The organism is Paucibacter sediminis (assembly GCF_030254645.1).
Taxonomy (GTDB): domain Bacteria; phylum Pseudomonadota; class Gammaproteobacteria; order Burkholderiales; family Burkholderiaceae_C; genus Paucibacter_B; species Paucibacter_B sediminis.
The window spans coordinates 4,598,229-4,624,031 of the sequence record NZ_CP116346.1; the positions used below are offsets into that span (position 1 = coordinate 4,598,229).

Genomic DNA, 25,803 nt, shown 5'->3' on the forward strand with positions numbered 1-25,803 from the left:
GACGGATCATGGACCTCGAGTTCATGCAGCTGGCCGGCCTGCTCAGCGGACTCTGGTGGCCGTTCTGCCGCGTCATGGCCATGCTCAGCGCCGCGCCGCTGCTGGGCGAGGCGATGGTGCCCGTCACCGTGCGCGTGCTCTTGTCGCTGGCGCTGGCCGTGGTGCTGCTGCCGATCTCGCAAAGCACGGCGCTGGCCGTCAATCCCTGGTCGCTGCAGGGCGTGGCGGTGGCGGCCGAGCAGGCCCTGCTGGGCTTTGTACTGGGCCTGGCCTTCCATCTGACGCTGGCGGTGATCAATCTGCTGGGTTTCCTGCTCTCGTCCCAGCTGGGCCTGGCGATGGCGGTGATGAACGACCCGATGAATGGCAGCTCGTCCGACGTCGTGTCGGGCCTCTTGGGCGTGCTGTGCATGCTGGTGTTCTTTGCCATCGACGGCCATCTGCTGCTGGTGGGCGTGGTCGGTGCCAGTTTCAAGGCCTGGCCGGTAGGGTCGGGTCTTGCGGCGTTGTCGCTGGAGACCATCGCCTACAACATCGCCTGGGTGTTCTCGGCCGCCCTGCTGCTGGCCCTGCCGGTGATCTTCTCCACCCTGCTGGTGCAGATCGGCCTGGGCTGGCTGAACCGGGTGGCGCCCAGCCTGAACCTGTTCTCGCTGGGTTTCTCGGTGGTGACGCTGTTCGGCCTCTTCATGCTGAGCCAGCTGCTCAGCGCCGTGCCGGCCCACTATCTGCGCCTCACCGAACGGGTGCTGGAGCTGATCGATCATGGCCTGAAGGCCGGGGTGCCCGGCTATGTCTGAGGCCAGCAACGGCGACAAGACCGAAAAGCCCTCGGCGCAGAAGCTGAAGAAGGCGCGCGAGCAGGGCCAGGTGGCCCGCTCGAAAGATCTGTCGACGGCCGTCGCCGTGCTCTTGAGCCTGAAGCTGCTGGTGGCCCTGCTGCCCGGCTATCTGGACGACTTCGGGCGCCTGTTCCGCATCGGCTTCGCCACGCTGGAGAGCGAAGGCGCGCTCGACAATCTGCTCTCGGCGGCGATGCTGGACGCGCTCTGGCTGGTGGCCAAGATGGTGGCGCCGCTGCTGCTGGTGCCGGCCGCCGTGCTGCTGGCCTCGGCCTTCCCCGGTGGCCTGGTGTTCAGCGCCCAGCACTGGGCGCCGCAGCTCAACCGCCTGAGCCCGATGAGCAATCTGGGGCGTCTCGTCAGCGCCAAGCATTTCAGTGAGCTGGGCGTGTCGATCGCCAAGGTGCTGTGCGTGCTGCTGGCCTTGTGGCAGGTGGCGCGCGGCATGGCCCGCGACTGGGCCGGCCTGCAGGCGCTGAGCTTGCATGAGGCGCTGCTGCAGGGCAGCAGCCTGATGCTGGACGGTGCAATGGTGATGTGCAGCGTGTTCCTGCTGTTCGCCGTCATCGACCTGCCGCTGCAGCAGTTCTTCTTCCTGCGCGGCCAGCGCATGAGCAAGCAGGACATGAAGGAAGAACACAAGCAGAACGAGGGCCGGCCCGAGGTGCGCCAGCGCATCCGCCAGCTGCAGCGCCAACTCGCCAAGCGCGGCGTGCGCCAGGCGGTGCCGGGCGCCGATGTGGTGGTGGTCAACCCCGAGCATTACGCGGTGGCGCTGAAGTACGACGAGCAGCGCGCCGAGGCCCCCTTCGTGCTGGCCAAGGGCGTCGATGAGATGGCCTTCTACATCCGCGAGATCGCCGCCGAGCATGGCGTGCAGGTGCTGGTGCTGCCGCCGCTGGCGCGCGCCATCTACAACACCAGCCAGGTGCAGCAGCAGATCCCCGCCTCGCTCTACAACGCCGTGGCCCAGGTGCTGGGCTATGTGATGCAGCTCAAGGCCTTCCAGCGCGGTGCCCGCGCCACCCTTCCCCAGCTGCCGGCCGATCTGGCCGTGCCGCCCCATCTTTCCGAGCCCCATCAGCAAGCTTCATCATGACCATGCTCTCGCGCCTGACCGCCCTGATGGCCCGCCACCGCGTCGCCTCGCCGCTGTTCCTGATGGCCATCCTGGCCATGGTGATACTGCCGCTGCCGCCGGTGCTGCTGGACATGCTGTTCACCTTCAACATCGTGCTCGCGCTGGTGGTGATCTTGGTCAGTGTCAACAGCAAGCGGCCGCTGGACTTCTCGGTCTTCCCCAGCATCATCCTGGCCACCACCCTGCTGCGCCTCTCGCTCAACGTGGCCTCCACGCGCGTGGTGCTGCTGCACGGCCACGAGGGCACGCATGCGGCCGGCCAGGTGATCGAATCGTTCGGCAATGTGGTGATCGGCGGCAACTTCGTCGTCGGCATCGTGGTGTTCGTGATCCTGATGGTGGTGAACTTCATCGTCGTCACCAAGGGCGCGGAGCGCATCTCCGAGGTCTCGGCCCGCTTCACGCTGGACGCCCTGCCCGGCAAGCAGATGGCCATCGACGCCGACCTCAATGCCGGCCTGATCAACCAGGAGAAGGCTCAAGCGCGGCGCAAGGAGGTGGGCGCCGAGGCCGACTTCTACGGCGCCATGGACGGCGCCTCCAAGTTCGTGCGCGGCGATGCGATCGCCTCCATCCTGATCCTGCTCATCAACATGATTGGCGGCGTCGCGATCGGCGCCTTCATGCACGATCTGTCCTTTGGCGACGCCTTCCGCCAATACGCGCTGCTGACCATCGGCGACGGCCTGGTGGCGCAGATCCCGGCGCTCTTGCTGTCGGCCGCGGCGGCCATCATCGTCACACGCATCAGCGATGCCGGCGACATCGAGAACCAGATCGGCGAGCAGCTGCTGGCCTCGCCCGCGGTGCTCTACAGCGCCGCGGCGGTGATGCTGGGCCTGGCCGTGATCCCCGGCATGCCGGTGCTGACCTTCAGCGCCTTTGCCGCGGTGCTGGGCTTTGTGGGCTGGCGCATGAGCCAGCGCCAGCAGGCCGCGCCCAAGCCGGCCGCGGCGCTGGAGACGGCGCTGCTCGTGGAGGCCCAGCCCGAGCCCGACTGGCGCGCGTTGCCGGTGGTGGAGCCGCTCTCGGTGGCGGTGGGCTACAAGCTGGTGCAGCTAATCGATCCGGCGCATGGCGCGCCGCTGCAAAAGCGCGTCAAGGGCATGCGGCAAAGCCTCAGCGAGAACCTCGGCCTGCTCTTGCCCAGCCTGACGGTGCGCGACGATCTCTCGCTGAAGCCGACGCAGTACAGCGTGCTGCTGAACGGCAGCGTGATCGCGCAGGGCGAGGTCTATGCCGAGCGCCTGATGGCGATCGCCTCGACCCAGGTCTATGGCGAGCTGGACGGCGTGCCCGGCCTGGACCCGGCCTATGGCATGCCCGTCACCTGGATCGAGGCCCGGCACAAGGCCCACGCGCTGGGCCTGGGCTACCAGGTGGTGGACCTGGCCAGCACCATCGCCACGCACCTGTCCAAGCTGGTGCGCGATCATCTGCCCGAGCTCTTGCGCTATGAGGACATCACCGCGCTGATGGAGCGGCTGACGGCGCAAAGCCCCAAGCTGGCCGCGGCGCTGGAGAAGGCTTACACGCACAGTCAGCTGCTGAAGATACTGCGCCTGCTGCTGGCGGAGAACGTCTCGATCAAGGACATCGTGCTGATCGCCAGCACCCTGGTGGAGAACGCCGAGGCCACCAAGGACCCGATCCTGCTGGCCGCCGAGCTGCGCTGCGCGCTGCGCCGGCAGATCGTCTCCAGCATCTGCGGCCCGGTGGGCGGCATGAAGGTCTTCAACCTCGGCAGCGAGCTCGAGAACCTGCTGCTGGGCGCGCTCAACCAGGCGCGCCAAGGCGGCGCCAAGGTCAGCCTGGACAGCTACCCGGTCGACCCGCAACTGCTGGGCCAGCTGCAGCAGCACATGCCCGCCGCACGCGACGCGATGAAGGCCCAGGCCAGCACCCCGCTGCTGCTGGTAACGCCGCAGGTGCGGCCGCTGCTGGCCCGCTACGCGCGCCTGTTCGCGCCGGGCCTGCATGTGCTCTCCTACAACGAGGTGCCGGAGCAGCGCGAGATCAGCGTGCTGGGTTCGCTGGGCTGAGGCCGGCCTCGCGCTGACGCAGCACCGCGGCGATTTCGGCCGCGGCGCGCAGCAGCCAGGCGCCATGCCCCAGCGCCAAGGGCTGAGACGCCGGCGCGTGCGTGGGCATGGGCCGCGTCAGGCGCACCAGCCAGCAGCGCCGCAGGCGCAGCGGCACCGCAGCCAGCGCGGTGGCGATCGCCGGCACCAGCGCGCGCAAGGCCTGCAGGGTAGCGGGCGAACGCGCGCCGAGCTGCAGCCACAGGCCCTGCTGCCAGTGCAAGAGCACCAACACCGGCTCGCCATCGAGCAGCAGGCCCAGCGCCAGGCTCGGGTCCTCCTGCGCGGCGCCGCCGGCATGGGCCTCGTCGCGATCGCGCGGCCAGCGCCAGGGTGCTTGCGGCGTGGCCATGAAGCGCAGCCCCTGCTGGGGCAGCGCCGCGGCCATGCTCAGCGCCAGCCTGCCGTCCAGCAGCTGCGCCTGCCAGCGCGCCGCCTCGGTGGCGGCGTCGGGCTGCTCGTGCAGCGTCTCCACGCGCATCGCCGTCAGCATGGCGGCATCCATCGGCTCCGCAGCGATCGGCGCGATCACCTCGATGGGCAGGGCCGCCGGGCGCGCGGCGCGCGCGGCGGCCGGAGACAGTGCGGGCAGGGCCGGCAGCGCGGGGATGGGCGTGATGGAGGAGGCCATGAGTTCGAGGCATCGAAGGGCTCAAAACAAAAAAACCCGGCGCTCGCACGCCGGGTTTCTCGCTTGCAGGCAGTGCCTTGGCGGTATTACTGCAGCAGCGACATGACCAGGCCGGACATGCTGTTGCTCTGCTTCAGCATCGACGAGCCGGCTTGCATCAGCATCTGCTTGGTCGTCATGTTCGAGGTCTCGGTGGCGTAGTCCACGTCCATGATGCGGCCACGGGCCTGGGCGGCGTTGGTGCTGACGTTCTGCAGGTTGTTGTAGACATGGTCCAGGCGGTTGGCCGCGGCACCCATGCCGGCGCGGATCTTGCCGATCGTGTCCAGCGCGGTGTTGACCTTGTCGATCGCGCCGTTGGCGCTGGCGGCATTGATTTCGGTGCCGGCGGCGCCGCCCGGGGCGGTGTACTTGGCGCTGACGGCGGTCAGGTCGGTGCCGGCCTGGGTGAAGTCGGCGCTGATGTCCACGGTCATCTTCTCGCTCGACGAGGCGCCGATCTGGAAGGTCACCGCTGCGGCCATGGTGCCACCCACCAGCAGCTTGCTGCCGCCGAAGCTGGTGTTGTTCATGATGTTGTTCAGCTCACCGCCCAGGGCGTCGTACTCGGCCTGCATGGCGTCGCGATCCTTGGTGGTGGACGAACCGCTGGCGGACTCGGTAGCCAGGTCCTTCATGCGCAGCAGGATGTTCGAGACTTCGTTCAGCGCGCCTTCGGCGGTCTGCAGCATCGAGATGCCGTTCTGCGTGTTGCGCATCGCCACGGCCTGGCCGCGGGTCTGGGCGTCCAGACGGGTGGCGATCTGCAGGCCGGCGGCGTCGTCCATGGCGGAGTTGACGCGGAAGCCCGTGCCCAGACGGGTCATCGAGGTGGACAGAGCGCGCTGCGAAGCGCCCAGCGAGTTTTGCGTGGAAAGAGCAGCGGCGTTGGTGTGCAGGCTAAGCATGGGAAGCTCCAGAAGTTTGTCGTCGTGATCGGACAAGTTGTCTTGCCCTCAGCCATACAAGGCGACGCGCCGCCCGCAGGACTTAAATGCCGAACGAAGAAAAACTTTGGAAACCGCCGCGGCTGCGGACTGGCCCCGGAGGGGTCCACATTCTGCCCGCTAGACCGCATAGATGCTTGATCTACGCCGCTTGCATCCTCAAACGTTCCCCGGTTTGTTCCCCGGTTTTCTTCGCTCTACCCATGGCGTAGGCACTTGGCAGCAACCGCACTAAATCGCTCTATTTTGCAGAGCCGAGGCAATACTGTTTAGCACCCATTTCCGGCATTCTTTGCTCGCTTCGGCGCTCGGCCATTCAGCGCAGCGCGAGCCTTACCTTCCGTACTCGTCGGACCGGTGGACAGGCCGCCGTGGAGCTTGCAGCGCCCATTGGCATAGATCGCAGTCAGCGAGCAAGGCTTGCCAGAGCGCTTACCGGTGGCACCGCAGCGCAGGCCGGCAAAAAGGGCGTAGTCCATGCGCAGCGGGTTGCACCGCATCCGCTCGGCGATCTCCCATTCCGGCACGCCCGCAGCCAGCAGCCGCATCACCTCTGCCCGCTCTGCCTTCATAGCGGCCACGAACGCCTGGCGCATCGCCGCTTGCGGATCAATAGCACGCAGCTTTTGACTGCCAGTCATGAGGTCCGCTCCAGCCGGCCGAAACCCGCGCAGCGCTGCGGCAGCGTTGCCAGGTCGTCGCCCAGAATCTGCGGCATATCGGCCGCCTTGTGATTTCCGCAGCGCCTGGCCCCGGCCTTGAAATGCCGGCACTCGAAACAGCTTCGCCGGTCGTCCCCTTCAGCCGTGCGCGACGCCATCCACGCTGCAAGCTGGGCCGCCTTCGCGCTGTCCAGGCCCAAGCCCATCAAGCGAGGTTGCTGCGGGTCTTTCGGGCCTGGATCGTCAAGCGGTGCAGCGGGCCTGATCTCGTTGGCCTTGAGCGCGTCGAGCAAGCCGGGCTTGTGCGCCCGGATCGCGCTGCGCATGGCGTCGGTCAGCCGTTCGCGTGGCGTAACGATCAGGTTGTCCCCGTCAACGGTTAGCGCAAGACCAGCGGTGCGTAGGTGCTGCAGCAGGTCGAAGGCACCCATCAGAACACCTCGCTGGCATGGTCAACCGTGCCAAGGGTGCCAACAGTGCCAAGGTTTTCAGACGTGGAATCCTTGGCCCCCTTGGCATCCTTGCCCTCATTGGGCGAAGCCTCAGCGACCATGCCCCACAGCCAGCCGGCAGCCTCCTTGCGAGACTCGATGCCAAGATGCGCCTTTGCCCGCTTAATGGTCCGCTCACTGTGCCCAGCCTGCCGGGCTTCAGCCAAGATGTATTTGGCCGACTTCGGCCCATTCGCCAACTCATGCCGCAGGAAGCCGCAAGCGTCATCGAAGGCTGAGGCCTCCACATCGTCGCCCTGATCGGCTTCAGCTTCGGCCAGCAGCTCGCGGGCGGTGCCATCCACCGCCTGGCCCCACTCGATCAGCGAGGCATGAACGCCCGGCCAGGCCTGCAGCTCGGTCTGTGCAATGCCGTACTCAAATCCCCCATCGTCTGGGCCGATGTTGGACTTGCTGCGCACCAGAATGCGCCGATCCTCGCCGCCGTCCTGCCCCTTCACCTTGGCGGCGCACAGCACCACACGCGCCACCGCGCCGAAGGCCATCGAGCCCACCACCCGCTCGGTCGGGTCGCGCCCGCTCGATCCCTTGCTGAAGTGCGAGATGCCCAGCACCGCCGCGCCCAGCGCTGCGCCAAGATCCACCAGGGGCTGCAGAGCGCGCCGGACCTCGGTGTTCTTGTGGCTGTCGCCGGCCACAGTGGAAACAACCGGGTCAACGATCAGCAGCCGGACATTACCGATGCGCTCGGCCTCAGCCAGCAGTTGGGGCATGTCTCGCGCTGGGTCGAAAGGCAGCACCTCGCCAGCGACATGGGAACCCGTCACAAAGAACACCCGCGCAGGATCTGCCCCCATGGCCACCAGGCGCGGCAGCAGCGTATCGGCGGGGTCATCCTCGCCGCTCCACATCAGGACAGCGCCTGCATCGCAGCGGGAACCATCTGGCCAGCGGCCGGCACTGGTCACGGCCGCCGCCATCGCAAGGGCCAAGGTTGTCTTGCCCTGACCGGGTGCGCCAGCCAGCACATGGAACTTGCCCAGCGCCAGCCAGTCACGCCAGAGCCAGCGCACCGGCTCGGGCTTCAGCGTCGCGGCACAAGTTAGGATCACCCCATCCTCGGGCGGCATCGCTGCCTGGGGCTTCGCATGAGCGGCCAGCACCTTGGCGCGGTCGGCATCCAGTCTGCGCCAATCGGGTTTGTCGATAGCGCTCATGCGGTCGCCTCCAGCATTACGCCCTGAATCGTGCGCGCAGCCTCGATCACTCGTTCCCGATCTGCGGGGTCTTTGATCGCATCGGCTGCAGCCAGCGCCGTGCAAACGATCAGCCAGGCCTCGGCCTGCACTAGCTTCAGCGCGGCGGCGGGGGATAGCGTGGTCTTGCGTGCTGGCTGGGCCGGCTTGCCGTCACCCACGGTTGCGCCCAAGGCTTCGGCCGCCTCAATGAACTCCAGGCCGTGCCACTGCATGACGTAGGCCAGCACATCCCCGCCTTTCTGGTCGCAGGCCATGCAGACCCACGCACCGCTGTCGGTGTTGATGCGCATGGAGTCGCTGCCGCCGTGGAACACGCAGCGGGTCGTTTTCCATCGTCCAGGCCCCTTGAGCGTCAGGCCCTCGCCCTCAAAGAACGCCACAGGATTAGGGAGCATGTCGCGCTCGTATCGCTTGCCCATCATCGGCCCCCGATCTGTGCGAGCAACTGCGCGGCCTGAGTGATGCCGTCGACTGTGCGCGAGTAGCCCCAGCGCTCCACCAGCAGCAGGCCATCGGTCAGGCGGTGCAGCGCATAGCCCTGCAACGCGAACGCGGCTTGTAGGCTGGCAAAGGCCTTGCGCTCGGTGTTCACGCTGGCAAAATCTGTGCGGTCTGCTGATCGCTGTTCACCGAAGCCCTGCACCGCTGCAACGGTCGGGGCTTCTGTCTTTTGTGTTCTCATGCACGCCCCCTCAGCAGCGAATACACGCCGATGCGATGGCATTCGCCGGACTCGGTTTGGACAACGCGCCAGGTCGTCAGCACCGCATAGCCCTGCTTTACAAGGTCCAGCTTGCGGGCGCGAGGGTCGTACAGGTCAAGATAACGTGAGGCTTCGAAGGTGGTGCAGTGCCCCAGCGTCTGCAGAGCCTCCAGCAGGCGGGCGCGCTGCGGCGCCGATGTGTCGCCCTGATGCCGATCACGGATCGCGTGCAGCGCCTTGATGCGCTCGGGTGGGGTCTTCGCCATCATTGCGCACCCCCTTGTGCCCTGATCCAGTCGCGCACAGCAGCAGCCGGCCAGCGGGTACAGCGTCGGCCAAGGCGGACAGGCTCGGGAAAGTCGCCGGATGCTAGGCGGCGATAGATGCTCGGGCGGCTGAGGCCGGTCATGGCCTCCACCGTTGCCATCTTCAGCAAGGCGTCAGGCAGGGTGCCGGCCTCGATGGGCTGGCGCTTCTCAGGTTGTCGCGTGGGGTGCATGGTGCGCTCCATGAGTGAACATGAGCGCATGGTGTCTAGCTGGCAGGTTCAGGGCGAGGCATTTGCTAGCAACGCAAATGCCTTGACGTTAGTCACCGTTTTGCCTGCGGCGACGCTGCGCGACCTTCTTCCGGAGTGTCTCTGGCTCCATCCCATATGCTTCGGCAAGCCTCACAAAGTCCAAACTTTTCGGGCCGCTTCTGTTCCGGGCCAACAGGTCGTTTATCGCCTGAATTGCAGATACTTCTCGGTCACTAAGCGCCGGCTTGCCCGTGCCTCTGCCAACATGAGTCGCCCACTTGGAGACGCTACCGCCCACCCAGTCTGGACGCGTTATCAGTGCCCGGACAATCCGAAGCCTCAACTCTGAGTCATCTGGTAGCGGGTGAAATGAAGTTGGGTTCCCCTGACCATCCGTTGTTGCTGGCGATAGCAGCAACTCAAGCAAAGGGTGAGCGTTGCCACCAGCGCAATGGATCAGAGCGTTTTTCCAGCTCTGATGTGCCCCACCGTCCAGCTCCTGATTCTGATTCTGAGAGTCACTTGAGTCCATGCGCCCCTCGCGCACCCCTGGGCAAAAGGTGCCGCGCCAGCCCGCCAGGGAAACGGGTTTTCGGGGATCAGCCTAGGCGCGGCGGAATAGGTGGAGGAACTAGGTCTGCACCCGCTCAAGTTCGCCAACGGCGATTCGCAGTGCGCGCGCTCTTTTTTCGAGGTCCGCGCACGGAGCATCAAGTAGCCCGCCCAGCAGAGCCGCCGCCGCAGGGATGCTCCACCTAACCCCATCAGCGGCACGAAATTCAAGCAGTTGCGAGCCGTCGAGCGCCCAACTCACACCAAGCCAAGAAACTGGGGCGACCAAATGCAATGATGTGTCCATGCGTCCTCCACTTTCAAAGGCCGAGGGCTACAGCCCCGCCCAACCCCAATTGCCAGCATCCGGCTGACGCGGACTTGCTCAGGCGGCCTTGAACTCGATCACCTTCGCGCCGGCCCGGAGCTGGTCGAGGTAGTCAGCCCAAGTCTGCATTAGGACGCGCCGCTGCTCCATGTATTCGGCGCGGTCATAGGCCATGCCGAGCGGGCCGCTCTTTCCATGCGCGAGTTGGGCCTCGATCACGTCCACCGGGATACCTGGCAGGCGCTCGGCGATGATGGTGCGTGCCATTGAGCGGAAGCCGTGAGCCGTCATGTCGTCCTTGCCGTAGCCCATGCGGCGCAGCGCGGTGTTCACGGTGTTCTCGCTCATTGGCCGCTCACCGGTAATCAGTGAAGGAAACGCGAACCGGCCATGCCCAGTAAGTAGCTGCAACTCCTTGAGGGCCTCCACAGCCTGCTTAGGCAGCGGCACAAGGTGCGGGCGCCCATTGGTCTTGCCATGCACCGTCCGCTTCATCTTGGCGGCCGGGATGGTCCAGAGCGCGCCATCAAGGTCCAACTCGGCCCACTCCATCATGCGGACGTTCGCCGGCCGCTGAAACAGCAGTGCGGACAGCAGCAGCGCCACGCGCGTGCTCGGCTGGCCCGGGTAGCCGGCAATGGAGCGCATCAACTCGCCGGCTTTGCCGGGCTCCAGCAGCGCGGCCATGTGCTTGACCGTCACGGGCTGCAGCGCGCCATGCAGGTCCGGCGCCGGGTTCCGCTCGCAGCGGCCGGTGGCGATGCCGTAGCGGAACACCTGGCCGGCCGTCTGGCGCAGGGTGTGCGCCGTCTCCCGGGCTCCACGAGCCTCGACCCTGCGCAACGTCTGCAACAGCAGCGGCGCGGTCACGTCCGTGAGGGGCAGGCTCCCAATCCAGGGGAACAGGTCTTTCTCCATCCGCTCAAGCCAACGCTCAGCGTACAGGGCGCTCACCGCTCCCTTGCGGGTGCCGTGGTACTCGCGGGCCACCGCCTCAAAGGTTATTGCGCTGGATGCTGCCGCAGCCAGCTTCTTGACGCGGCGGGCCTGAACGGGATTGGTTCCTGCCTGGCGCACCCTGCGCGCCTCATCGCGCGCCAGACGGGCCGCCTTCAGCGTCACCTCGGGGTAGCTGCCTAGGGCTAGGCGGGATTCCTTGCCGTCCGGGTAGAACTTCCAGAACCAGCGCTTGGCGCCGGCCGGCGAAACCTCAAGGTAGAGGCCAGCCGCGTCAGTCAGGCGACGGCGCTTCAGCTCAGGCGGGCAGGAGGCGTTCTTGCAGGCAGCTTCGGTCAGCATGGCAGTGTTCCCCGGTGTCCAGGCCCGGAAAAACCGGGGAACAAGCACCCCGATTTACCCCGGTCTCCCGGTTTATTCCCCGACATGTTCCCCGGTTTTAGGCAGGCTGTAAAGAGCGCTCCTGACTCAACATGGCACAAAAAAGGCCGCTAAGCCTTTGATTTACTTAGCAGCCTGAGCCATCTTGATACTATCTGAAATACCGATATGGCCTGCCCGGAGGGACTCGAACCCCCGACCTGCTGCTTAGAAGGCAGCTGCTCTATCCAGTTGAGCTACGGGCAGTGTGTGTGCGAACAAGGCCTGCGTTCCCACGCAGGCCTTGCCCTTGATGCCCTTGAATTGTGCCATGGGCCTCAGGCAGGCCCAGCAACGGTCAAGAAGGCCGATCAGCCGATCAGCACGTTCACGATGGCGTTGCCGATGCCCATCAGCGCCGCGCCCGAGATCAGGCCAGCGCAGATCGGCTCGCAGCCTTCCACCCAGCGCTTGTAGCCGGCGCTGCGGGCGTCCTTGAAGCGCTTGGAGAGCAGCCAGAAGATCAGCGCGCCCAGCCACATGGCCAGGGTCGACTCGGGCGGCAGCACCACGCCCAGGCCCACCGAGACGGCGGAGAGCTGGAACCGACCCTTGCTGGCGATGCGCGCCACTTCCAGGATGATGGCGCTGACGACCGCGAAGCCCATCGCGATCAGGGCCGAGCTCGGCAGGCCCTTGAGGCCCTTGGCGATGATCTCGGCCACGCCCTTCCACTGGATGGCGGCGGGCATCGCGAACTGCTCGGACACCAGGGTGGCGACCGAGCGCACGCCGTTCACATCCGGCGGCAGGAATAGCAGGAAGAACAGCGGCACGCAGGCCAGCACGCCGGCGATGATGCCGATCAGATGGCCCACCACCTGGTGGCGCGGCTTGCCGCCCAGCATGTAGCCGGGCTTGATGTCGGACAGCAGGTTGGCGGCGTTGGAGGCGATCTCCGAGGTCATGCCCGCGGGCAGCAGATTGCTGGCCGGGTTGGAGCTGTCGATCGCGCCCATGGTGAACTGGGTGATCTTGGAGAGCGAGCCGGTGGGCGTCCACGAGGTCAGCGCCATCGAGTTGGTGCAGATCACCGTCAGCACGAAGATCAGCGGCAGCGAGACCAGAGCCAGCAGTAGGGGCACGCCAAAGAACTCATGCGTGATCCAGGCACCCAGCAGGCCGAACACTGGCACGCCCACGTACGAGACCCACAGCGGCACCTCGATATGCGCCAGCAGATCGGTGCCGGCATCGGCCTTGGTCTTCTTGCCCGTCACGGACTTGAAGGCGGCGGTGAACAGCTCGGGCTTGGCGGCTAGGCTCACCAGCGAGCCCGTCACCATCATCGCCACACCCCACCACATCGACCATTGGTTGACGATCTCGGCACGCGAGATCGGCACGATGGCACCGCTGGGCGCAACGCGCTGCACGATGTCGCCCGCCTGGATCATGATGGGGGCGAGGATCACGAAGTTGATGAAGGCGCCCAGCAGGCAGCTGGTGGCCACGGCAATGCCCATCAGGCCGCCCACGCCCAACATCGCGGCGTCGAGCGTGAAGCGCAGGCCGAGGGCGCGGAAGTCGGTGCCGAGGATCTTGGGGATCCACAGGTCCGCCTTCACCGCCGCCTGGTAGTAGTACTGATCGAGGCGCTCGTGGAAGGTCCAGGGCTCCTTCATGCCGGCCCACTGGTCCATGCGCAGCAGCTTGAACTGCAGCAGCTTCATCCAGCCGTCGCTGACGATGGCCTGGTAGGTGGCGGTGAGCACCGCCACCTTGGCGAGCAGGCGCGCCTTGTACATGCCCTCGCCGGCCTCGCCGGTGTAGAGCGAATCCAGCACCACGCCGCAGGCACGCCCCTCGGGGAAGGGCAGCTGGTCTTCGTTGATGAAGCGGCGCTTCATCGGGAAGGCCACCAGCACGCCCAGGGTGGAGATCACCGCGATCCAGATCATCAGCTGCCACCAGGGGATGATCTTGCCGCTCACCAGCATATAGGCCGCCATGCTGGAGAACAGCGGCGAGACCACATAGCCGGCGGCGGTGGCGATGGACTGGGTGCAGTTGTTCTCCAGCACCGTGTAGTCCGAGGCCCAGCCCGCGGCGTGCATCATGCGGAACATCGCGAAGGCCAGGATCACCGAGGTCAGGCCCACGCCGATGCCGATGCCGGTCTTGGCGCCGATATAGAGGCTGGTGGCGGCCAGCACGCCGCCCAGCAGGAAGCCGGTCAGGCCCGAGCGCAGGCTCAGCTGCGCCATGTCGCCGCGGTAGATGTTCTTGAACCACCACTCGTCTTTCTGGGCGCGCGTCCAGGTGTGGATCTGTTCTTCGCTGAGCTGTTGTATCGCCATGCTGTATCGATCTGTTGAATCTCGGGGGCAGGCCGCGCGCCGGCTTGTGGCCAGGCGGGCGACCGCGCTTGTCGCGGTGCGCGCGGATTGTCCCAGCCGCGGTCAACGCTGGCTGTCCGGGTTGACCTGGGGGCGCAAGCTCGGCGCGGCCCTTTTCAAAAAGCAAAACCCGCTGGGGACGGCGTCCGCAGCGGGTTGGCATGGTGTAAAGACATGGTCGGGGCGGCGGGATTCGAACTCGCGACCCTCTGCTCCCAAAGCAGATGCGCTACCAGGCTGCGCTACGCCCCGACTAAGCCGGCCATTGTAGCCCGGATTTCAGCCCCGCCCGAAAAACAGTTTCAGCCCACCTCGATCAGGCGCCCCTGGGCGGTGATGAAGGCGCTGCGCACCGGCTCGCCCGGCTGCAGCCGCTGCACCGCGGCACGATAGACGCGCAGCTGCTCCAGATACTCGGGCTGGCGCTGTGGCGCGTCGTTGAGCTTGTAGTCCAGCACCCACCATTCCGGCCCGCCGCCCTCGCTAGCGCGCTGCACCAGGCGGTCCAGCCGCAGGTCGCTGCCCTCGTGGCTCACCGGCACCTCGTTGCCGGCCCACAGCAGGGTCGCCGCGTCGAAGAAGGGGGCGCAATCCGCGCTGCCCAGGATCGCCTGCACCGCGCGCGCCAGGCGTTCGCTGCGCTTGGCGTCGAGGCCGTACATCTGCGCCGCCGCGCCAAGCAGCGCTGGCAAGACCTGACCCCGTGCCTGCCCCTGCCCTTGCCCATTTGGGCCGCTGGCCCATTCCAGCACCCGGTGCATGGCCTCGCCCAGGGCGGCCATCTCGTCCAGCTCGGCCGTCCGCACCACCAGTTCGGCAGGCTCGGGCGTGGCCGGCCGGGCCGCGGCGGGCGGCAGCTGGGGCAGCTCGAGCAGGCGGACCTCGGCGCTGCCCAGGTCGGCAGCGGCCGCTGCCGCAGGCACCCAGGCGGGCGCGAGCGCCTGCAGGCGGGCCCACCAACTGCCCGCCGGCCCGGCCTTGGCGGAACGGCTGCGGCTCAGCACCAGGCGCGCCTTGGCGCGCGTCATCGCCACATACAGGGCATTCAGCTCCTCGCGCTGGCGTTCCCCCTGCTCGACGCGCATCAGCTCGGCCAGGGCCGGCGGCGGGCGGCTTTCCGAGCCGAGGAAGGCGACGCGCCGCGGCCAGGGTTGCTGCACCGGCCAGTCGACCAACAGGGTCGCATGATCGGCGCGCGCCGCCACGGCATCGCTGTCCATCAACACCACCACGCGGGCCTCCAGGCCCTTGGCGCCATGCACGGTCAACAACTGCACGGCATCGGCCTCGCTGTAGGCAGGCAGGTTCAGCGCGCGCTGGCGCAGGGCCCGCACAAAGCCATAGACGGTGACATAACGCCCGCCGTCCAGGTCCAGCGCCAGGCCCAGCAGGGCCTGCAGGGCATGCAGGCGCGCGCGCCGCTCGCTGGGCGGCACGCGCGCCGCCACCCGGGCCAGCAGATCGCCCTCGTGCAGGATCTGGTCCAGCAGCTCCTGCGGCGTGCATTGCTGCACGCGCTCGCTCCAGGCCTGCAGCAGCCGGCGCGCGCGCTGCAGCGCCGGCTCCAGCGCCGCCTCGTCGGCGGCCAGCAAGGCCTGCCAGAAACTGCTGCGGACCCGCTCCTGATTCTCCTGCCCGCCCTCCACGTCCTCCACGTCCGGCACGGCATCGCTGAGGCGGCGCACCGCACCGGCGGCGCGCGAGAGCTGCAACAGCCCCGCCTCGCTGACGTCGAACAGCGGGCTGCGCAGCGCGTGGGCGAGCGAGAGGTCATGCGCGGGCGAGGCCAGCGCATCCAGCAGGGCCAGCAGGTCGCGCACATCGGGCGCGTCCAGCAGGTTCTGTTCCTCGGGTGCCACATGCGGGATGCCCAAACCCTTGAGCGCCTGGGCCAGCACGCGCAGCGGCTCGCGCTTGCGCGCCAGCACGAAGACCTCGCCGGGCTTGAGACCCTGGCCATGGATCAGCTCGGCCAGGGCCGCCGCAATGCGCCCGGCCTCGGCGGCACGGCGCTGCAACTCGGGCTCGTGACGCGCCTCGCGCAGGCTGGGGCGCCAGGCCGCGTCGGCCGGGGTAGCGCTGGCGTCCGCGTCGTCTGCATCCTCCGCGCCCCCCTCTTCCGCGTCCAGGCGCAGGAAGCCCTCCAACGCGTCGGCCGCGCCGACCTCGGTGGAGTGCGCGCGGAAGTTCTCGTACTCGCCCAGTCGTTGCGCCTCGGACAGGGCGGCATTCACCGCCGCCAGCACCACCGGCGCATTGCGGCGCGTGTGGTCGCAGGCCAGCACCGCGCCGCCCAGGCCATCGCGCACGAAGTCGCGCGCCGCCGCGAACACGCGCGGCTCGGCGCGCCGGAAGCGGTAAATGCTCTGCTTGGGATCGCCGACGATGAAGACCGACAGCGGGCGCTGCCCACTGCCGCCACCGCCCGCGCCGCTGTAGCCGGACAGCCAGGCATAAAGGGCCTGCCACTGCAGCGGGCTGGTGTCCTGGAACTCATCGATCAGCAGATGGCGCAGCTGCGCGTCCAGGCGCTCCTGCACCCAGCCCGCCAGCTCGGCATCGCCCAGCACGGCCAGGGCGCCGCGCTCCAGGTCGTTCATGTCCACCAGGCCGCGGCCGTGCTTGAGGCGATCGAAGCTGGCAATCAGCTGCAGGCTCAGGCGCGCCAGGCGCTGATGCAGCGCACGCGCACGCTCCTGCTCCAGGCCGCGCAGCACCAGCTCCACCTCGTCGGCCAGGGCCACGGCCAGCGGGCTGCTGGCCAGCGCCTTGACGGGCGTGTTCGACTTGGTCAGCAGCTTGCCGCGCACCAGCTCGAACAGCGCGGCCGGCGCCAGCTGCGCGCTGAGCGCCTGCTCGATGGCGGTGGCGGCCTTGCGCATGGTCTCGTTGCGGCCCTGGCCGAGCTCGATTGCCAGGGCCTGCAGCTGCCCGCGCAGGGCGGCAAACACCTCCAAGGGTGCGGCCGCGGCGAAGCGCGGCGACACCTCGGCGGCGCCACCCACGCTCTCCATCAGCAGGCCCTGCGCCTGCGCCAGGCGCAGCTCCACGCGCTTGTCAAAGCCCGCCAGCAGCCAGCGCAGCACCGTGCTGCGCCCGCACTCGTCGATGAGGGCCTGGTAGTCCGCCAGCAGGTCGGCATCGGCGAGCACCTGCGCATGGAAGCCGCGCCAGATCTCGGGCATCAGCTCGCTCTCGTCCTCCAGCAGCTGCAGCTCGGGCGCGATGCCCAGCTGCTGCAGCAGGGCCATCGGCGCGGCGCGCAGCAGCTGCGAGAACCAGGCGTGGAAGGTGCGTATCTCCACCGGCCGGCCGCCCTCCAGCAGGCGCTGCTGCAGGCCCTGCAGCGCCGGCGCGGCGGCGCGCGCCTCGGCCTCGGCCATGCCCCGCTGCATCAGCGCCTCGACGCGCTGCGCCTCGCTGCCACGCGCAAATTCGGCCAGCCACTCGGCCAGGCGCTGGCGCATCTCGCCGGCGGCCTTGCGCGTGAAGGTGATGGCCACGATCTGCTGCGGATCGACCCCGTCCAGCAAGGCACGCAGGATGCGCGAGACCAGCATCCAGGTTTTGCCTGCGCCGGCGCAGGCCTCGACCACCACGCTGCGGCGCGGGTCGCAGGCGAGCTCGTAAAAGCGCTCGCGCGGCTGCAGCTGGCCGTCGATGGTGTAGGCGGCCTGCCGGCCCTCGTTCATGAGCATCTCCGCCGGCATCAGACCGCGCCCTCCCACCAATCGTCCTTGCGGCACAGGCCGCGCACCGCGCAGAAGCCGCAGGCCTTGCCCTCCCCCAGCGCCGGCAGCGCCGCACCGGCCTGCAGCTCGGCCAGGTCGGCCTCCAGGCCCTGGCGCAGCAGCTCGGCCGTCTGCGCCACCTCGGGGTGCTCGATCATCTGCAGGCCCTTGCTGTCGTCCAGCGCCAGATAGGCGGCGCCCAGCTGTGCCGGCTCGGCCCCATCCACGTCATCTTTCGCGTCATCTTCCGCGCACAGCAAGGCATAGACCGCCAGCTGCGTGTCCTCCAGCGGTCGCTTGAGCTTGGCCTTGAGGCCCTCCACCGAGCCGGTCTTGTAGTCCAGCAGCAGGCGCCGGCCGGGCTGGCCGTCGCGGCGGTCCAGCCGCCCCTGCAGGCTCAGCGCGCGCAGCGCCTGGTGCGTCCAGGGCTGGCACTCGCGCGCCTCTTCGCCGGCCTGGTAGCGCCAGCCCTCGGCCTCATGCGTGTCCAGCCAAGCCAGATAGCGCGGCAGCAGGCGCCGGAAGCTGGCGATATAGGGCAGGAATTCCGCCTCCGAAAGTCCCATGCGCGCGCGCTCGGCCTCGGCCGCGGCCAGCAGGTCGGCCATGCGCGGAGCGCCGGCTTCCTCGCCCTGCGCCAGCCGCTGCTGGTGGAAGCGGTACAGCACGGCATGCAGCCAGTTGCCGTAGTCGCGCTTGTCCAGCTCCTCGCTGAGCTCGTCTTCCTCGCGCAGGCCCAGGATCTGCTGGGCGAAGAACTGGTAGGGGCAGTTTCTCAGCGCATCCAGGCCGCTGGCGCTGAGGCGACGCGGCAACTGGCCCGCGGCCAGGGCCTGGGCCCGGTGCGCGGGCTGGGCCTGCAGCGAGCGGCTGGGCCGCGCGTCGTCCCAGCGCGGCAGCGGCCCGAGGCCGGCGCGCTCGCGCGCGGCCGCCAGGCGCTCCAGCAAGGGGCTGGCCGCCAGCGGCTCGGCCCCGGCAAAGCCGCAGCGCAGCAAGGTCAGCGCGGGCGCGCGCAACAGCTGCACGAAGCCGGCCGCCAATTGCGCGCGACGCGTCGCCTGCTCGGCCATGCCCAGGCTGCGCAGCAGCCGATCCGGCAGCAGCACCGGCCCGGCGGCCACCGCGCCCAGGGTCTGCGCATCCGCGCCGGGCAGCACCACCGCGGCAAAGGGGCGCAGCATGGCACGCGACAGCGGCGTGATCAGCACCTGCAAGTCCTGCGGCAGGGGCGGCACGAACTGCTGCGCCTCCAGCGTCTCGTTCACCCAGGCCAGGAAGTCGGCGCTGCCCAGCTGCGTGCCCTGCAGCGCCAGCTCGTGCGCGGAATCCGGCCAGGGCGCGCGCTGCAGCCACAGTGCCGCCAGCAACTGGCGCCCGCCGGGCTGCTCGTCCAGCCAGACGCTGGCCTGCAAGCGCTCCAGCAGCCAGCCCAGTTGCTCCAGCCATTGCGCCAGGCTGCGCTGTGCGGTGCCGGCGCGCAGCAGGGCCAACTGCTCCTGGGCCTCCCGCCACAGGCCTGCGGCGGCGCCCTTGAGCTTGTCGGCCTGCACGGCGCCCGCCTGCACCCAGCCGAGGCGCCGGCACTGCGCCTCCAGCTGATCGACGGCGGCGGCGCCGCAGCGCTCGCGCAGGCTGCGGCCCAGCGCCCCCTTGAGCCACTGCAGCAACTCGTCCACCGCGGCGCGCGGCTGGGCGGCGCGCAGCAGCCCCATCAGCTGGGCGGCCTCGGGCGTGGTCGCCAGGGTCCAGCCGGTTTCATCGCCCAGGCGCACCGCCTGGCGCTCCAGCAGGGCGCGCACCCGACGCACCAGCACACGGTCCTGCGCGATCAGGGCCACGGGCGCCTCGCGGCGCCCGAGATGTGCCAGCACGGCCGCGGCCGTGCACTGGGCCAATTCCTCGCGATCCTTGCAGACGGCCTCCCGCAGCGCAGCCGGCGGTGCCTGCAGCTCCTCCAGGCTGGCATCGGCATCCAGCAGCAGGCAGGCGACGCCCTGGGCTTCGGCCTCGCGCAGCAAGGCATCGCTGAGCGCATCGGCACCACCGGCACGCAGCAGCAGCCAGGCGCTGGGGCGCAGCCCGAACAAGGCGTCCGCGGCCGGCACCCGGCCGTCACTGGCGGCCCATTCCAACGCCACCAGGCTCAGCGCCTGCTCCAGCTCGGCCGGGCCGCCCGGCTGCCCACCGTTCAGCCCGCCGTTCAGCAGGGCCTGGCGCGCCTGCGGCCAGAAGGCGGCGCGCCCGCCCGGCCCCAAGGTCTGGGCATGGCGGGCGAAGGCCTGCGCCGCTTCCACCAGATGCTGCAGGGCCAGCTGATAGGCACGCGGATCGCGCTGGCGCAGTGTCTCGGCCCAGCTCTGCCCGGCCAGCAGCTGGCGCGCATTGAGGGCATCGATGGCCGCGTCGAAGCTGATCTGCAGGCCTTGCGAGAGCGGGCTGGGGCCCAGCGATGAGGCCAGGCTGGTGGTGGTCTCGATGCGGGGCGGCCAGCTCGCCAGCCGCATCCAGGCCCGGCGGGCAGGCGCGAGATGCTGGGCAAAGGGCAGCAGCAACACCGCGTCACGGCTGGCCAGCCCCTGTTCGGCGAGCCATTGCTCGCCCGCTTCGGCCACGCGCAGCCAGAATTGATCTGCCGCATGGCGCGCGTCCAGCGGCAAGCGCATCGTCTGCATGAATTCCCTCGGTCTTCGGATGGCCCGTGCGGCCCTTGAATCGCCCATCCGCCCGCAGGCCTGCAGGCTTTGTGTCAGAATCATTGTGCACTGATCTCAGACCTCGCCAGCCCGTGCAGACGGCGGCACGAGGTCAACCCTTCAGGCCCAGGCGGCCGTCCGGCCTGCCGACCAAGGACCCATCCATGAGCAGCGAACTGATCAAACACATTTCCGACGCGTCCTTCGAAGCCGACGTGATCCAAGCCGACAAGCCCGTGCTGGTGGATTACTGGGCCGAATGGTGCGGCCCCTGCAAGATGATCGCCCCCATCCTGGACGACGTGTCCAAGGAATATGGTGACCGCCTGCAGATCACCAAGATGAACGTCGACGAGAACCGCGAAGTGCCCGCCAAGTTTGGCATCCGCGGCATCCCGACGCTGATGCTGTTCAAGGGCGGCCAGCTCGCCGCCACCAAGGTCGGCGCCCTCTCCAAGGCCCAGTTGACGTCCTTCCTCGACGCTAACCTATAATCCCCTCAACTGCCGGGCGCGCCTCATACGAAGAGCGCCCGGCAGCAGACTAGCCACCACGCCCGGCCTCACCAGGTTTTGGCGCGTGGACTCGGCACCAAGCTCCCAAGTGTTTTGTTGACGTGCCCCTCGCGCAGATGCGCGAATCCATCGGGCACAGGGCTCTGGTTGCCGCAGTTTGTGTCCTGGGTTCTTGGCTGGCCCTGGACGACCCAACCGGGTTTCCCCCATGCATCTTTCTGAACTGAAAGCGCTTCACGTCTCCGCCCTCATCAAGATGGGCGAAGAGCTGGAGATCGACAACGTCGCACGCCTGCGCAAGCAGGAACTGATGTTCGCGATCATGAAGAAGCGCGCCAAGGCTGGCGAACAGGTCTTCGGCGACGGTGTGCTCGAAGTGCTGCCCGACGGCTTCGGCTTCCTGCGCTCGCCCGATGCCAGCTATATGGCCTCGACCGACGACATCTACCTCTCGCCCAGCCAGATCCGCCGCTTCAATCTGCACACCGGCGACATGATCGAAGGCGAGGTGCGCGTGCCCAAGGACGGCGAGCGCTACTTCGCCCTCGTCAAGGTGGACCGCGTCAACGAGCTGACGCCGGAGGAGAGCAAGCACAAGATCATGTTCGAGAACTTGACGCCCTTGTTCCCCAAGGAGCAGTTCAAGCTGGAACGCGAGATGAAGGGCGACGAGAACATCGTCGGCCGCATCATCGACCTGATCGCACCCATCGGCAAAGGCCAGCGCGCCCTGCTCGTCGCCCAGCCCAAGACCGGCAAGACGGTGATGATGCAGCAGCTCGCGCATGCCATCACCGCCAACCACCCCGACGCCCACCTGATGGTGCTGCTGGTGGACGAGCGCCCCGAGGAAGTGACCGAAATGCTGCGCACCGTGCGCGGCGAGGTCATCAGCTCGACCTTCGACGAACCCGCCGCGCGCCACGTGCAGGTGGCCGAGATGGTGATCGAGCGCGCCAAGCGCCTGGTGGAGCTGAAGAAGGACGTGGTGATCCTGCTCGATTCGATCACCCGCCTGGCCCGCGCCTACAACAACGTGCTGCCCAGCTCCGGCAAGGTGCTGACCGGTGGTGTCGACGCCAACGCCCTGCAGCGCCCCAAGCGCTTCTTCGGTGCGGCGCGCAACGTCGAGGAAGGCGGCTCGCTGACCATCATCGGCACGGCCCTGATCGACACCGGCAGCCGCATGGACGAAGTGATCTACGAAGAGTTCAAGGGCACCGGCAACTGCGAAATCCATCTGGATCGCCGCATGGCTGAGAAGCGCGTCTACCCTTCGATCCTGATCAACAAGTCCGGCACGCGCCGCGAGGAGCTGCTGCTCAAGCCCGAGATCCTGCAAAAGAGCTGGATCCTGCGCAAGCTGCTCTACAACATGGACGAGATCGAGGCGATGGAGTTCATCCTCGACAAGATGAAGGCCTCCAAGAACAACCACGACTTCTTCGACATGATGCGACGAGGCGGCTGAGTCAAAAACATTGCTATAATCCGCGGTTTTCCGCTGTCGGAAAGTGCGCCACATGGTGTGGCCTGGCTCCCGGCACTGCAGCGAGAGGTTCTCCATGAAAGACGGCATTCACCCCAACTACCGCGAAGTGGCCTTCGTGGACCAATCCAACGGATTCCAGTTCGTCACGCGTTCGACCGTGCAGACCAAGGACAGCGTGGAACTCGCGGACGGCCGTAAGCTGCCGCTGGTCAAGCTGGAAACCACCAGCGAATCGCACCCCTTCTACACCGGCCAGCAAAAGAGCATCGACAACCTGGGCGGCCGCGTGGAGAAGTTCCGCACCAAGTTCGCACGCCTCGGCATCAAGAAGTAAGACCAGCGTCGACTCGGGTCGATTCAACATCGACTTGCACAAAGGCAGCCTCGGCTGCCTTTTTTCATGGCGCCTTCATGGTGATTCAGGGTCCGGCTCAGGCATCATGCGGACCGCAACCCCAACGAACAGATCCGCGTGTGACCCTGCCCACCCCTGCCATCGTTCCCGAGCGCGGCGCCCAGCGCATCCCGCGCTGGATCCTGCTGTTGTTCTGCGCCGCCTATGTGTTGCCCGGCCTGGTGGGGCGCGGCCCCTGGCGCAATGCCGATCTGAGCGCCTTTGGCTTCATGGCCAGCGTGGCGCAGGGGCATGCGCCCTGGCATGTGCCGGCGATCGCGGGCATCCCGGCCGAAGGCGGCCTGCTGCCCTACTGGGTCGGCGCGCTGGCGATCAAGCTGCTGCCCTTTCTCTCAGCCGATCTGGCGGCCCGCCTGCCCTTCGGCATGGCGCTGGCGGGCGTGCTGGCCCTGGTCTGGTACGCCACCTTCCATCTGGCACGCACCGAGGCCGCCCAGCCGGTGGCCTTTGCCTTTGGCGGCGAAGCCCATGCCACCGACTATGCGCGCGCGCTCGCCGATGGCGCCCTGCTGGCCCTGATGGCCAGCCTGGGCCTGCTGCAACTGGGCCACGAGACCACGCCCGAGATCATGCAGCTGCTGGCCACGGCCCTGTATGCCTATGCACTGGCAGCCGCGCCGTTCCGGCCGCGCAAGAGCCTGCTCACCAGCCTCGTGGCGCTGCCCATGCTGGCGATGAGCGGTGCGCCGGCCGTGGCCCTGGGCCTGGGCCTGGCGGGCGCGCTGGTATGCCGTGGCAGCCACTATGAAGCGGTGCGCAAGCTGCTGCCCTGGCTGCTGTTGTCCAGCGCCCTCGCCGCGCTAGCCGCCTGGCCGATGGAAGGCTGGGCCTGGCGCCTGCGCGCGCATTGGGCCTGGGAGCTGCTGCCGCGCTACCTCAGCCTGCTGGGTTGGTTCTGCTGGCCGGCCTGGCCCTTGGCGGCCTGGACGCTGTGGCGCTGGCGCGGCCACCTGACGCGCCGCCATATCCGCGTGCCCCTGGTGATCGCGGCCGTGCCCCTGCTCACCAGCCTGCTGATGAACGCCTCCGACCGCGCCATGATGCTGGCGCTGCCGCCCATGGCAGTGCTGGCGGCCTTTGCCCTGCCGACGCTGCGCCGCGGCGTCTCGGCGGCGATCGACTGGTTCTCGGTGTTCTTCTTCAGCGCCGTGGTGCTGTTCATCTGGCTCTACTACCTGTCCATGCAGACGGGCTGGCCGGCCACGCCCCTGGCCAATATCCGCCGCCTCGCCGATGGCTTCGAACCGCAATGGAGCGCCGCCGCCCTCGCGCTGGCCCTGCTCGGCAGCCTGGCCTGGCTGGCCCTGGTGCGCTGGCGCACCGCGCGCCACCAGCATGCGCTCTGGAAGAGCCTGGTGCTGCCCGCCGGCGGCGTGGCGCTGGGCTGGCTGCTGCTGATGACGCTGGGCCTGCCGCCGATCGACTATGCGCGCAGCAACCTGCCCCTGATGCAGCGCCTGGCCGCGCATCTGCCCAGGCAGGCGGGCTGCGTGGCGGCGCCCGGCCTGCCCCTGCATGTGCTGGCGGCGATGGAGTTCCAGGGCGGCTGGGCGGTTGACGCCAGCAAAGCGCTGGCGCAAAGCGATTGCGCCTATGCGGTCGTCAGCGTCGACACCGCCACTCGCGCCGACGCCAACTGGCAGGCGATCGGCACGGTGAAGCGCCCGACCGAGCGCAACGCCAGCCTGGTCGTGCTGGCACGCCAGGCCCAGCGCTGAAGCCTCAGCGGCCTGCGGGCGCCATCGCGGCCTCGGCGCCGATCGCCAGATCGTCGTTCAGCCGCACCCTTGCGGCCGGGAACACCAGCCGGAAGCGCGAACCGGCGCCCAGCTCGCTCTGGATGTCCAGTTCGCCGCCATGGCGTTGCAGCACATGCTTGACGATGGACAGGCCCAGGCCGGTGCCGCCGGTGTCGCGCGAGCGGCTGCCGTCCACGCGGTAGAAACGCTCGGTCAGGCGCGGCAGGTGCTCGCGCGCGATGCCCGGGCCGTTGTCGCTGACGCACAGCTCACCCGAGCCATCCGCCTGGATGCGCCAGCCAAGCGTGATGGCACCGCCCTCCGGCGTGTAGCGCACCGCATTGCTGAGCAGATTGCTCACCGCGCTCAGCACCTCGGCCTCCACGCCGGCCAGCTCCGCATGCTGTTCACCGGGCAGGGTCAGCTGATGGCGGCCCGCCGACAGCGCCAGGGCGTCGGCGCCCACGCGCGCCAGCAGCTTGTCCAGATTGATCCATTGATCGGCGGCCGGCCGCGGGCTGCCTTCCAGCTGGGCCAGGGTCAGCAGATCGCTCACCAGGCTCTGCATGCGATGGGTCTGCTGGCCCATCAGCTGCAGCACGCGGCGGCGTTCGGCCTCGGTGAGGTTGAGCGAACTCATGGTCTCGATGAAGCCGGCCAGCACCGTCAGCGGCGTGCGGATCTCGTGCGAGACATTGGCGACGAAATCGCGCCGCATCGCCTCGGCGCGCTCGCGTTCGGTGACGTCCAGCGACAGCACCAGGCGCATGCCCTCGCCGTAGCCGCGCACGATCACCTGCAGGGTGGCACGGCCGCGCGCATTCGTCAGGGTCAGGCCTTGCGCATACTGGCCCGATTGCAGATGCGCGACGAAGGACGGGTAGCGCACCAGGTTCGTGATGCGCTGCTGCCGGTCGCGCACCGGGTCGAGCGAAAAGTGATCGGCCGCGACGCTGTTGCACCAAAGGATATGGTCCTGCGCATCCAGCAAGAGCACGCCGTTGGGCGAGGCTTCGATGGCGGACAGGAACTGGTCCAGCTGCAGGCGCTCACGCTGCAGCAGGCGCTCGCGGTCGCGCAGCGCGCGCTCGAAGCGGTAACCCAGCTCGCCCCAGAGCCCGGTGTCGCGCGGCGCCTCGCCGTCCTGCGCGCCGCGCAGCCACTGGATCAGGCGATGGGCGCGCACCGCGTCCAGCATCACCAGGGCGCCCACCGCCAGGGCCGCGCCCAGGAGATGCGAGAGCAGCGGAATCCCCAGCCACTGCCCGACCCACAGGCCCAGCAGTCCACCCAGGGCGGCCACGATGGCCGAGACAATGATGCGAGGCAGCAGCCAGGTCACAGC

21 protein-coding genes and 2 tRNA genes are annotated in these 25,803 nt (G+C 68.2%); 7 read left to right on the forward strand and 16 right to left on the reverse strand.

The window, feature by feature from the left end; translation table 11 throughout:
* Nucleotides 1–8 precede the first annotated feature (8 nt).
* The 3 genes from fliR to PFX98_RS21335 are packed head-to-tail and all read left to right on the forward strand — an operon-like array spanning nt 9 to nt 4,025.
* Nucleotides 9–800, forward strand: a complete 792-nt coding sequence (gene fliR / locus PFX98_RS21325; RefSeq protein ID WP_285232493.1) for a flagellar biosynthetic protein FliR — start codon at nt 9–11, stop codon at nt 798–800.
* A complete protein-coding gene (flhB, locus tag PFX98_RS21330) occupies nt 793–1,941 on the forward strand; it encodes a flagellar type III secretion system protein FlhB (RefSeq protein ID WP_285232494.1) in 1,149 nt (382 codons plus the stop codon). Before fliR ends, flhB begins: the two co-directional genes overlap by 8 nt.
* A complete protein-coding gene (locus PFX98_RS21335) occupies nt 1,938–4,025 on the forward strand; it encodes a flagellar biosynthesis protein FlhA (RefSeq protein ID WP_285232495.1) in 2,088 nt (695 codons plus the stop codon). The genes flhB and PFX98_RS21335 overlap by 4 nt, the downstream gene beginning before the upstream one ends.
* Here the strand turns inward: PFX98_RS21335 and PFX98_RS21340 are convergent.
* The 15 genes from PFX98_RS21340 to PFX98_RS21410 form a co-directional block, all read right to left on the reverse strand.
* Nucleotides 4,000–4,695 (reverse strand): hypothetical protein, encoded by a 696-nt coding sequence (locus tag PFX98_RS21340; RefSeq protein WP_285232496.1) that lies wholly within the window; start codon nt 4,693–4,695, stop codon nt 4,000–4,002. The two genes, PFX98_RS21335 and PFX98_RS21340, sit on opposite strands and share 26 nt — an antisense overlap.
* Nucleotides 4,696–4,781: 86 nt before the next feature.
* Nucleotides 4,782–5,642 carry a flagellin N-terminal helical domain-containing protein gene (locus tag PFX98_RS21345; protein ID WP_285232497.1) on the reverse strand — a complete coding sequence of 287 codons (861 nt, stop codon included), beginning with the start codon at nt 5,640–5,642 and terminating at the stop codon, nt 4,782–4,784.
* A 308-nt stretch (nt 5,643–5,950) separates the two neighbouring features.
* Entirely contained in the window at nt 5,951–6,322 is a 372-nt protein-coding gene (locus PFX98_RS21350; protein WP_285232498.1) for an HGGxSTG domain-containing protein, read from the reverse strand.
* The gene (locus PFX98_RS21355) at nt 6,319–6,774 is read right to left on the reverse strand and encodes a TubC N-terminal docking domain-related protein (RefSeq protein ID WP_285232499.1); all 456 of its coding nucleotides are present in this window, start codon (nt 6,772–6,774) and stop codon (nt 6,319–6,321) included. Before PFX98_RS21355 ends, PFX98_RS21350 begins: the two co-directional genes overlap by 4 nt.
* Nucleotides 6,774–8,012, reverse strand: coding sequence for an AAA family ATPase (locus tag PFX98_RS21360; protein WP_342399160.1), 1,239 nt, complete (start codon nt 8,010–8,012; stop codon nt 6,774–6,776). Before PFX98_RS21360 ends, PFX98_RS21355 begins: the two co-directional genes overlap by 1 nt.
* Nucleotides 8,009–8,476: a CHC2 zinc finger domain-containing protein gene (locus PFX98_RS21365; protein ID WP_285232500.1), complete on the reverse strand. Its 468-nt coding sequence runs from the start codon at nt 8,474–8,476 to the stop codon at nt 8,009–8,011. The genes PFX98_RS21360 and PFX98_RS21365 overlap by 4 nt, the downstream gene beginning before the upstream one ends.
* On the reverse strand, nt 8,473–8,736 hold the full coding sequence (locus PFX98_RS21370) for a hypothetical protein (protein ID WP_285232501.1): 264 nt from the start codon (nt 8,734–8,736) through the stop codon (nt 8,473–8,475). The genes PFX98_RS21365 and PFX98_RS21370 overlap by 4 nt, the downstream gene beginning before the upstream one ends.
* Nucleotides 8,733–9,026, reverse strand: a complete 294-nt coding sequence (locus tag PFX98_RS21375) for a helix-turn-helix domain-containing protein (RefSeq protein WP_285232502.1) — start codon at nt 9,024–9,026, stop codon at nt 8,733–8,735. The genes PFX98_RS21370 and PFX98_RS21375 overlap by 4 nt, the downstream gene beginning before the upstream one ends.
* Complete coding sequence (locus PFX98_RS24685; protein WP_342399161.1) at nt 9,023–9,286, reverse strand: helix-turn-helix transcriptional regulator; 264 nt, start codon at nt 9,284–9,286, stop codon at nt 9,023–9,025. Before PFX98_RS24685 ends, PFX98_RS21375 begins: the two co-directional genes overlap by 4 nt.
* A 928-nt stretch (nt 9,287–10,214) precedes the next feature.
* Nucleotides 10,215–11,456 carry a tyrosine-type recombinase/integrase gene (locus PFX98_RS21385; RefSeq protein ID WP_285232503.1) on the reverse strand — a complete coding sequence of 414 codons (1,242 nt, stop codon included), beginning with the start codon at nt 11,454–11,456 and terminating at the stop codon, nt 10,215–10,217.
* A 208-nt stretch (nt 11,457–11,664) separates the two neighbouring features.
* A tRNA-Arg gene (locus tag PFX98_RS21390) sits at nt 11,665–11,741 on the reverse strand.
* A 104-nt stretch (nt 11,742–11,845) separates the two neighbouring features.
* Nucleotides 11,846–13,834: an OPT family oligopeptide transporter gene (locus PFX98_RS21395; RefSeq protein WP_285232504.1), complete on the reverse strand. Its 1,989-nt coding sequence runs from the start codon at nt 13,832–13,834 to the stop codon at nt 11,846–11,848.
* A gap of 214 nt (nt 13,835–14,048) precedes the next feature.
* Nucleotides 14,049–14,125: transfer RNA gene (locus PFX98_RS21400), tRNA-Pro, on the reverse strand.
* Between the two features lie 50 nt (nt 14,126–14,175).
* Nucleotides 14,176–17,565, reverse strand: coding sequence for a UvrD-helicase domain-containing protein (locus tag PFX98_RS21405; protein WP_285232505.1), 3,390 nt, complete (start codon nt 17,563–17,565; stop codon nt 14,176–14,178).
* Between the two features lie 17 nt (nt 17,566–17,582).
* A complete protein-coding gene (locus PFX98_RS21410; protein WP_285232506.1) occupies nt 17,583–20,276 on the reverse strand; it encodes a PD-(D/E)XK nuclease family protein in 2,694 nt (897 codons plus the stop codon).
* 185 nt (nt 20,277–20,461) lie between these two features.
* Between PFX98_RS21410 and trxA the strand changes: the two genes are divergently transcribed.
* From trxA to PFX98_RS21430, 4 genes are all read left to right on the forward strand, one after another.
* Nucleotides 20,462–20,791 carry a thioredoxin TrxA gene (gene trxA / locus PFX98_RS21415; protein ID WP_285232507.1) on the forward strand — a complete coding sequence of 110 codons (330 nt, stop codon included), beginning with the start codon at nt 20,462–20,464 and terminating at the stop codon, nt 20,789–20,791.
* A gap of 229 nt (nt 20,792–21,020) precedes the next feature.
* On the forward strand, nt 21,021–22,283 hold the full coding sequence (rho, locus tag PFX98_RS21420) for a transcription termination factor Rho (RefSeq protein WP_285232508.1): 1,263 nt from the start codon (nt 21,021–21,023) through the stop codon (nt 22,281–22,283).
* Between the two features lie 94 nt (nt 22,284–22,377).
* A complete protein-coding gene (locus PFX98_RS21425) occupies nt 22,378–22,638 on the forward strand; it encodes a type B 50S ribosomal protein L31 (protein ID WP_285232509.1) in 261 nt (86 codons plus the stop codon).
* 140 nt (nt 22,639–22,778) lie between these two features.
* Nucleotides 22,779–24,437, forward strand: coding sequence for a hypothetical protein (locus PFX98_RS21430; protein ID WP_285232510.1), 1,659 nt, complete (start codon nt 22,779–22,781; stop codon nt 24,435–24,437).
* 4 nt (nt 24,438–24,441) lie between these two features.
* Here PFX98_RS21430 and phoR read toward each other — a convergent pair whose 3' ends face one another.
* Nucleotides 24,442–25,800 (reverse strand): phosphate regulon sensor histidine kinase PhoR, encoded by a 1,359-nt coding sequence (phoR, locus tag PFX98_RS21435; protein ID WP_285232511.1) that lies wholly within the window; start codon nt 25,798–25,800, stop codon nt 24,442–24,444.
* Nucleotides 25,801–25,803: the final 3 nt, after the last annotated feature.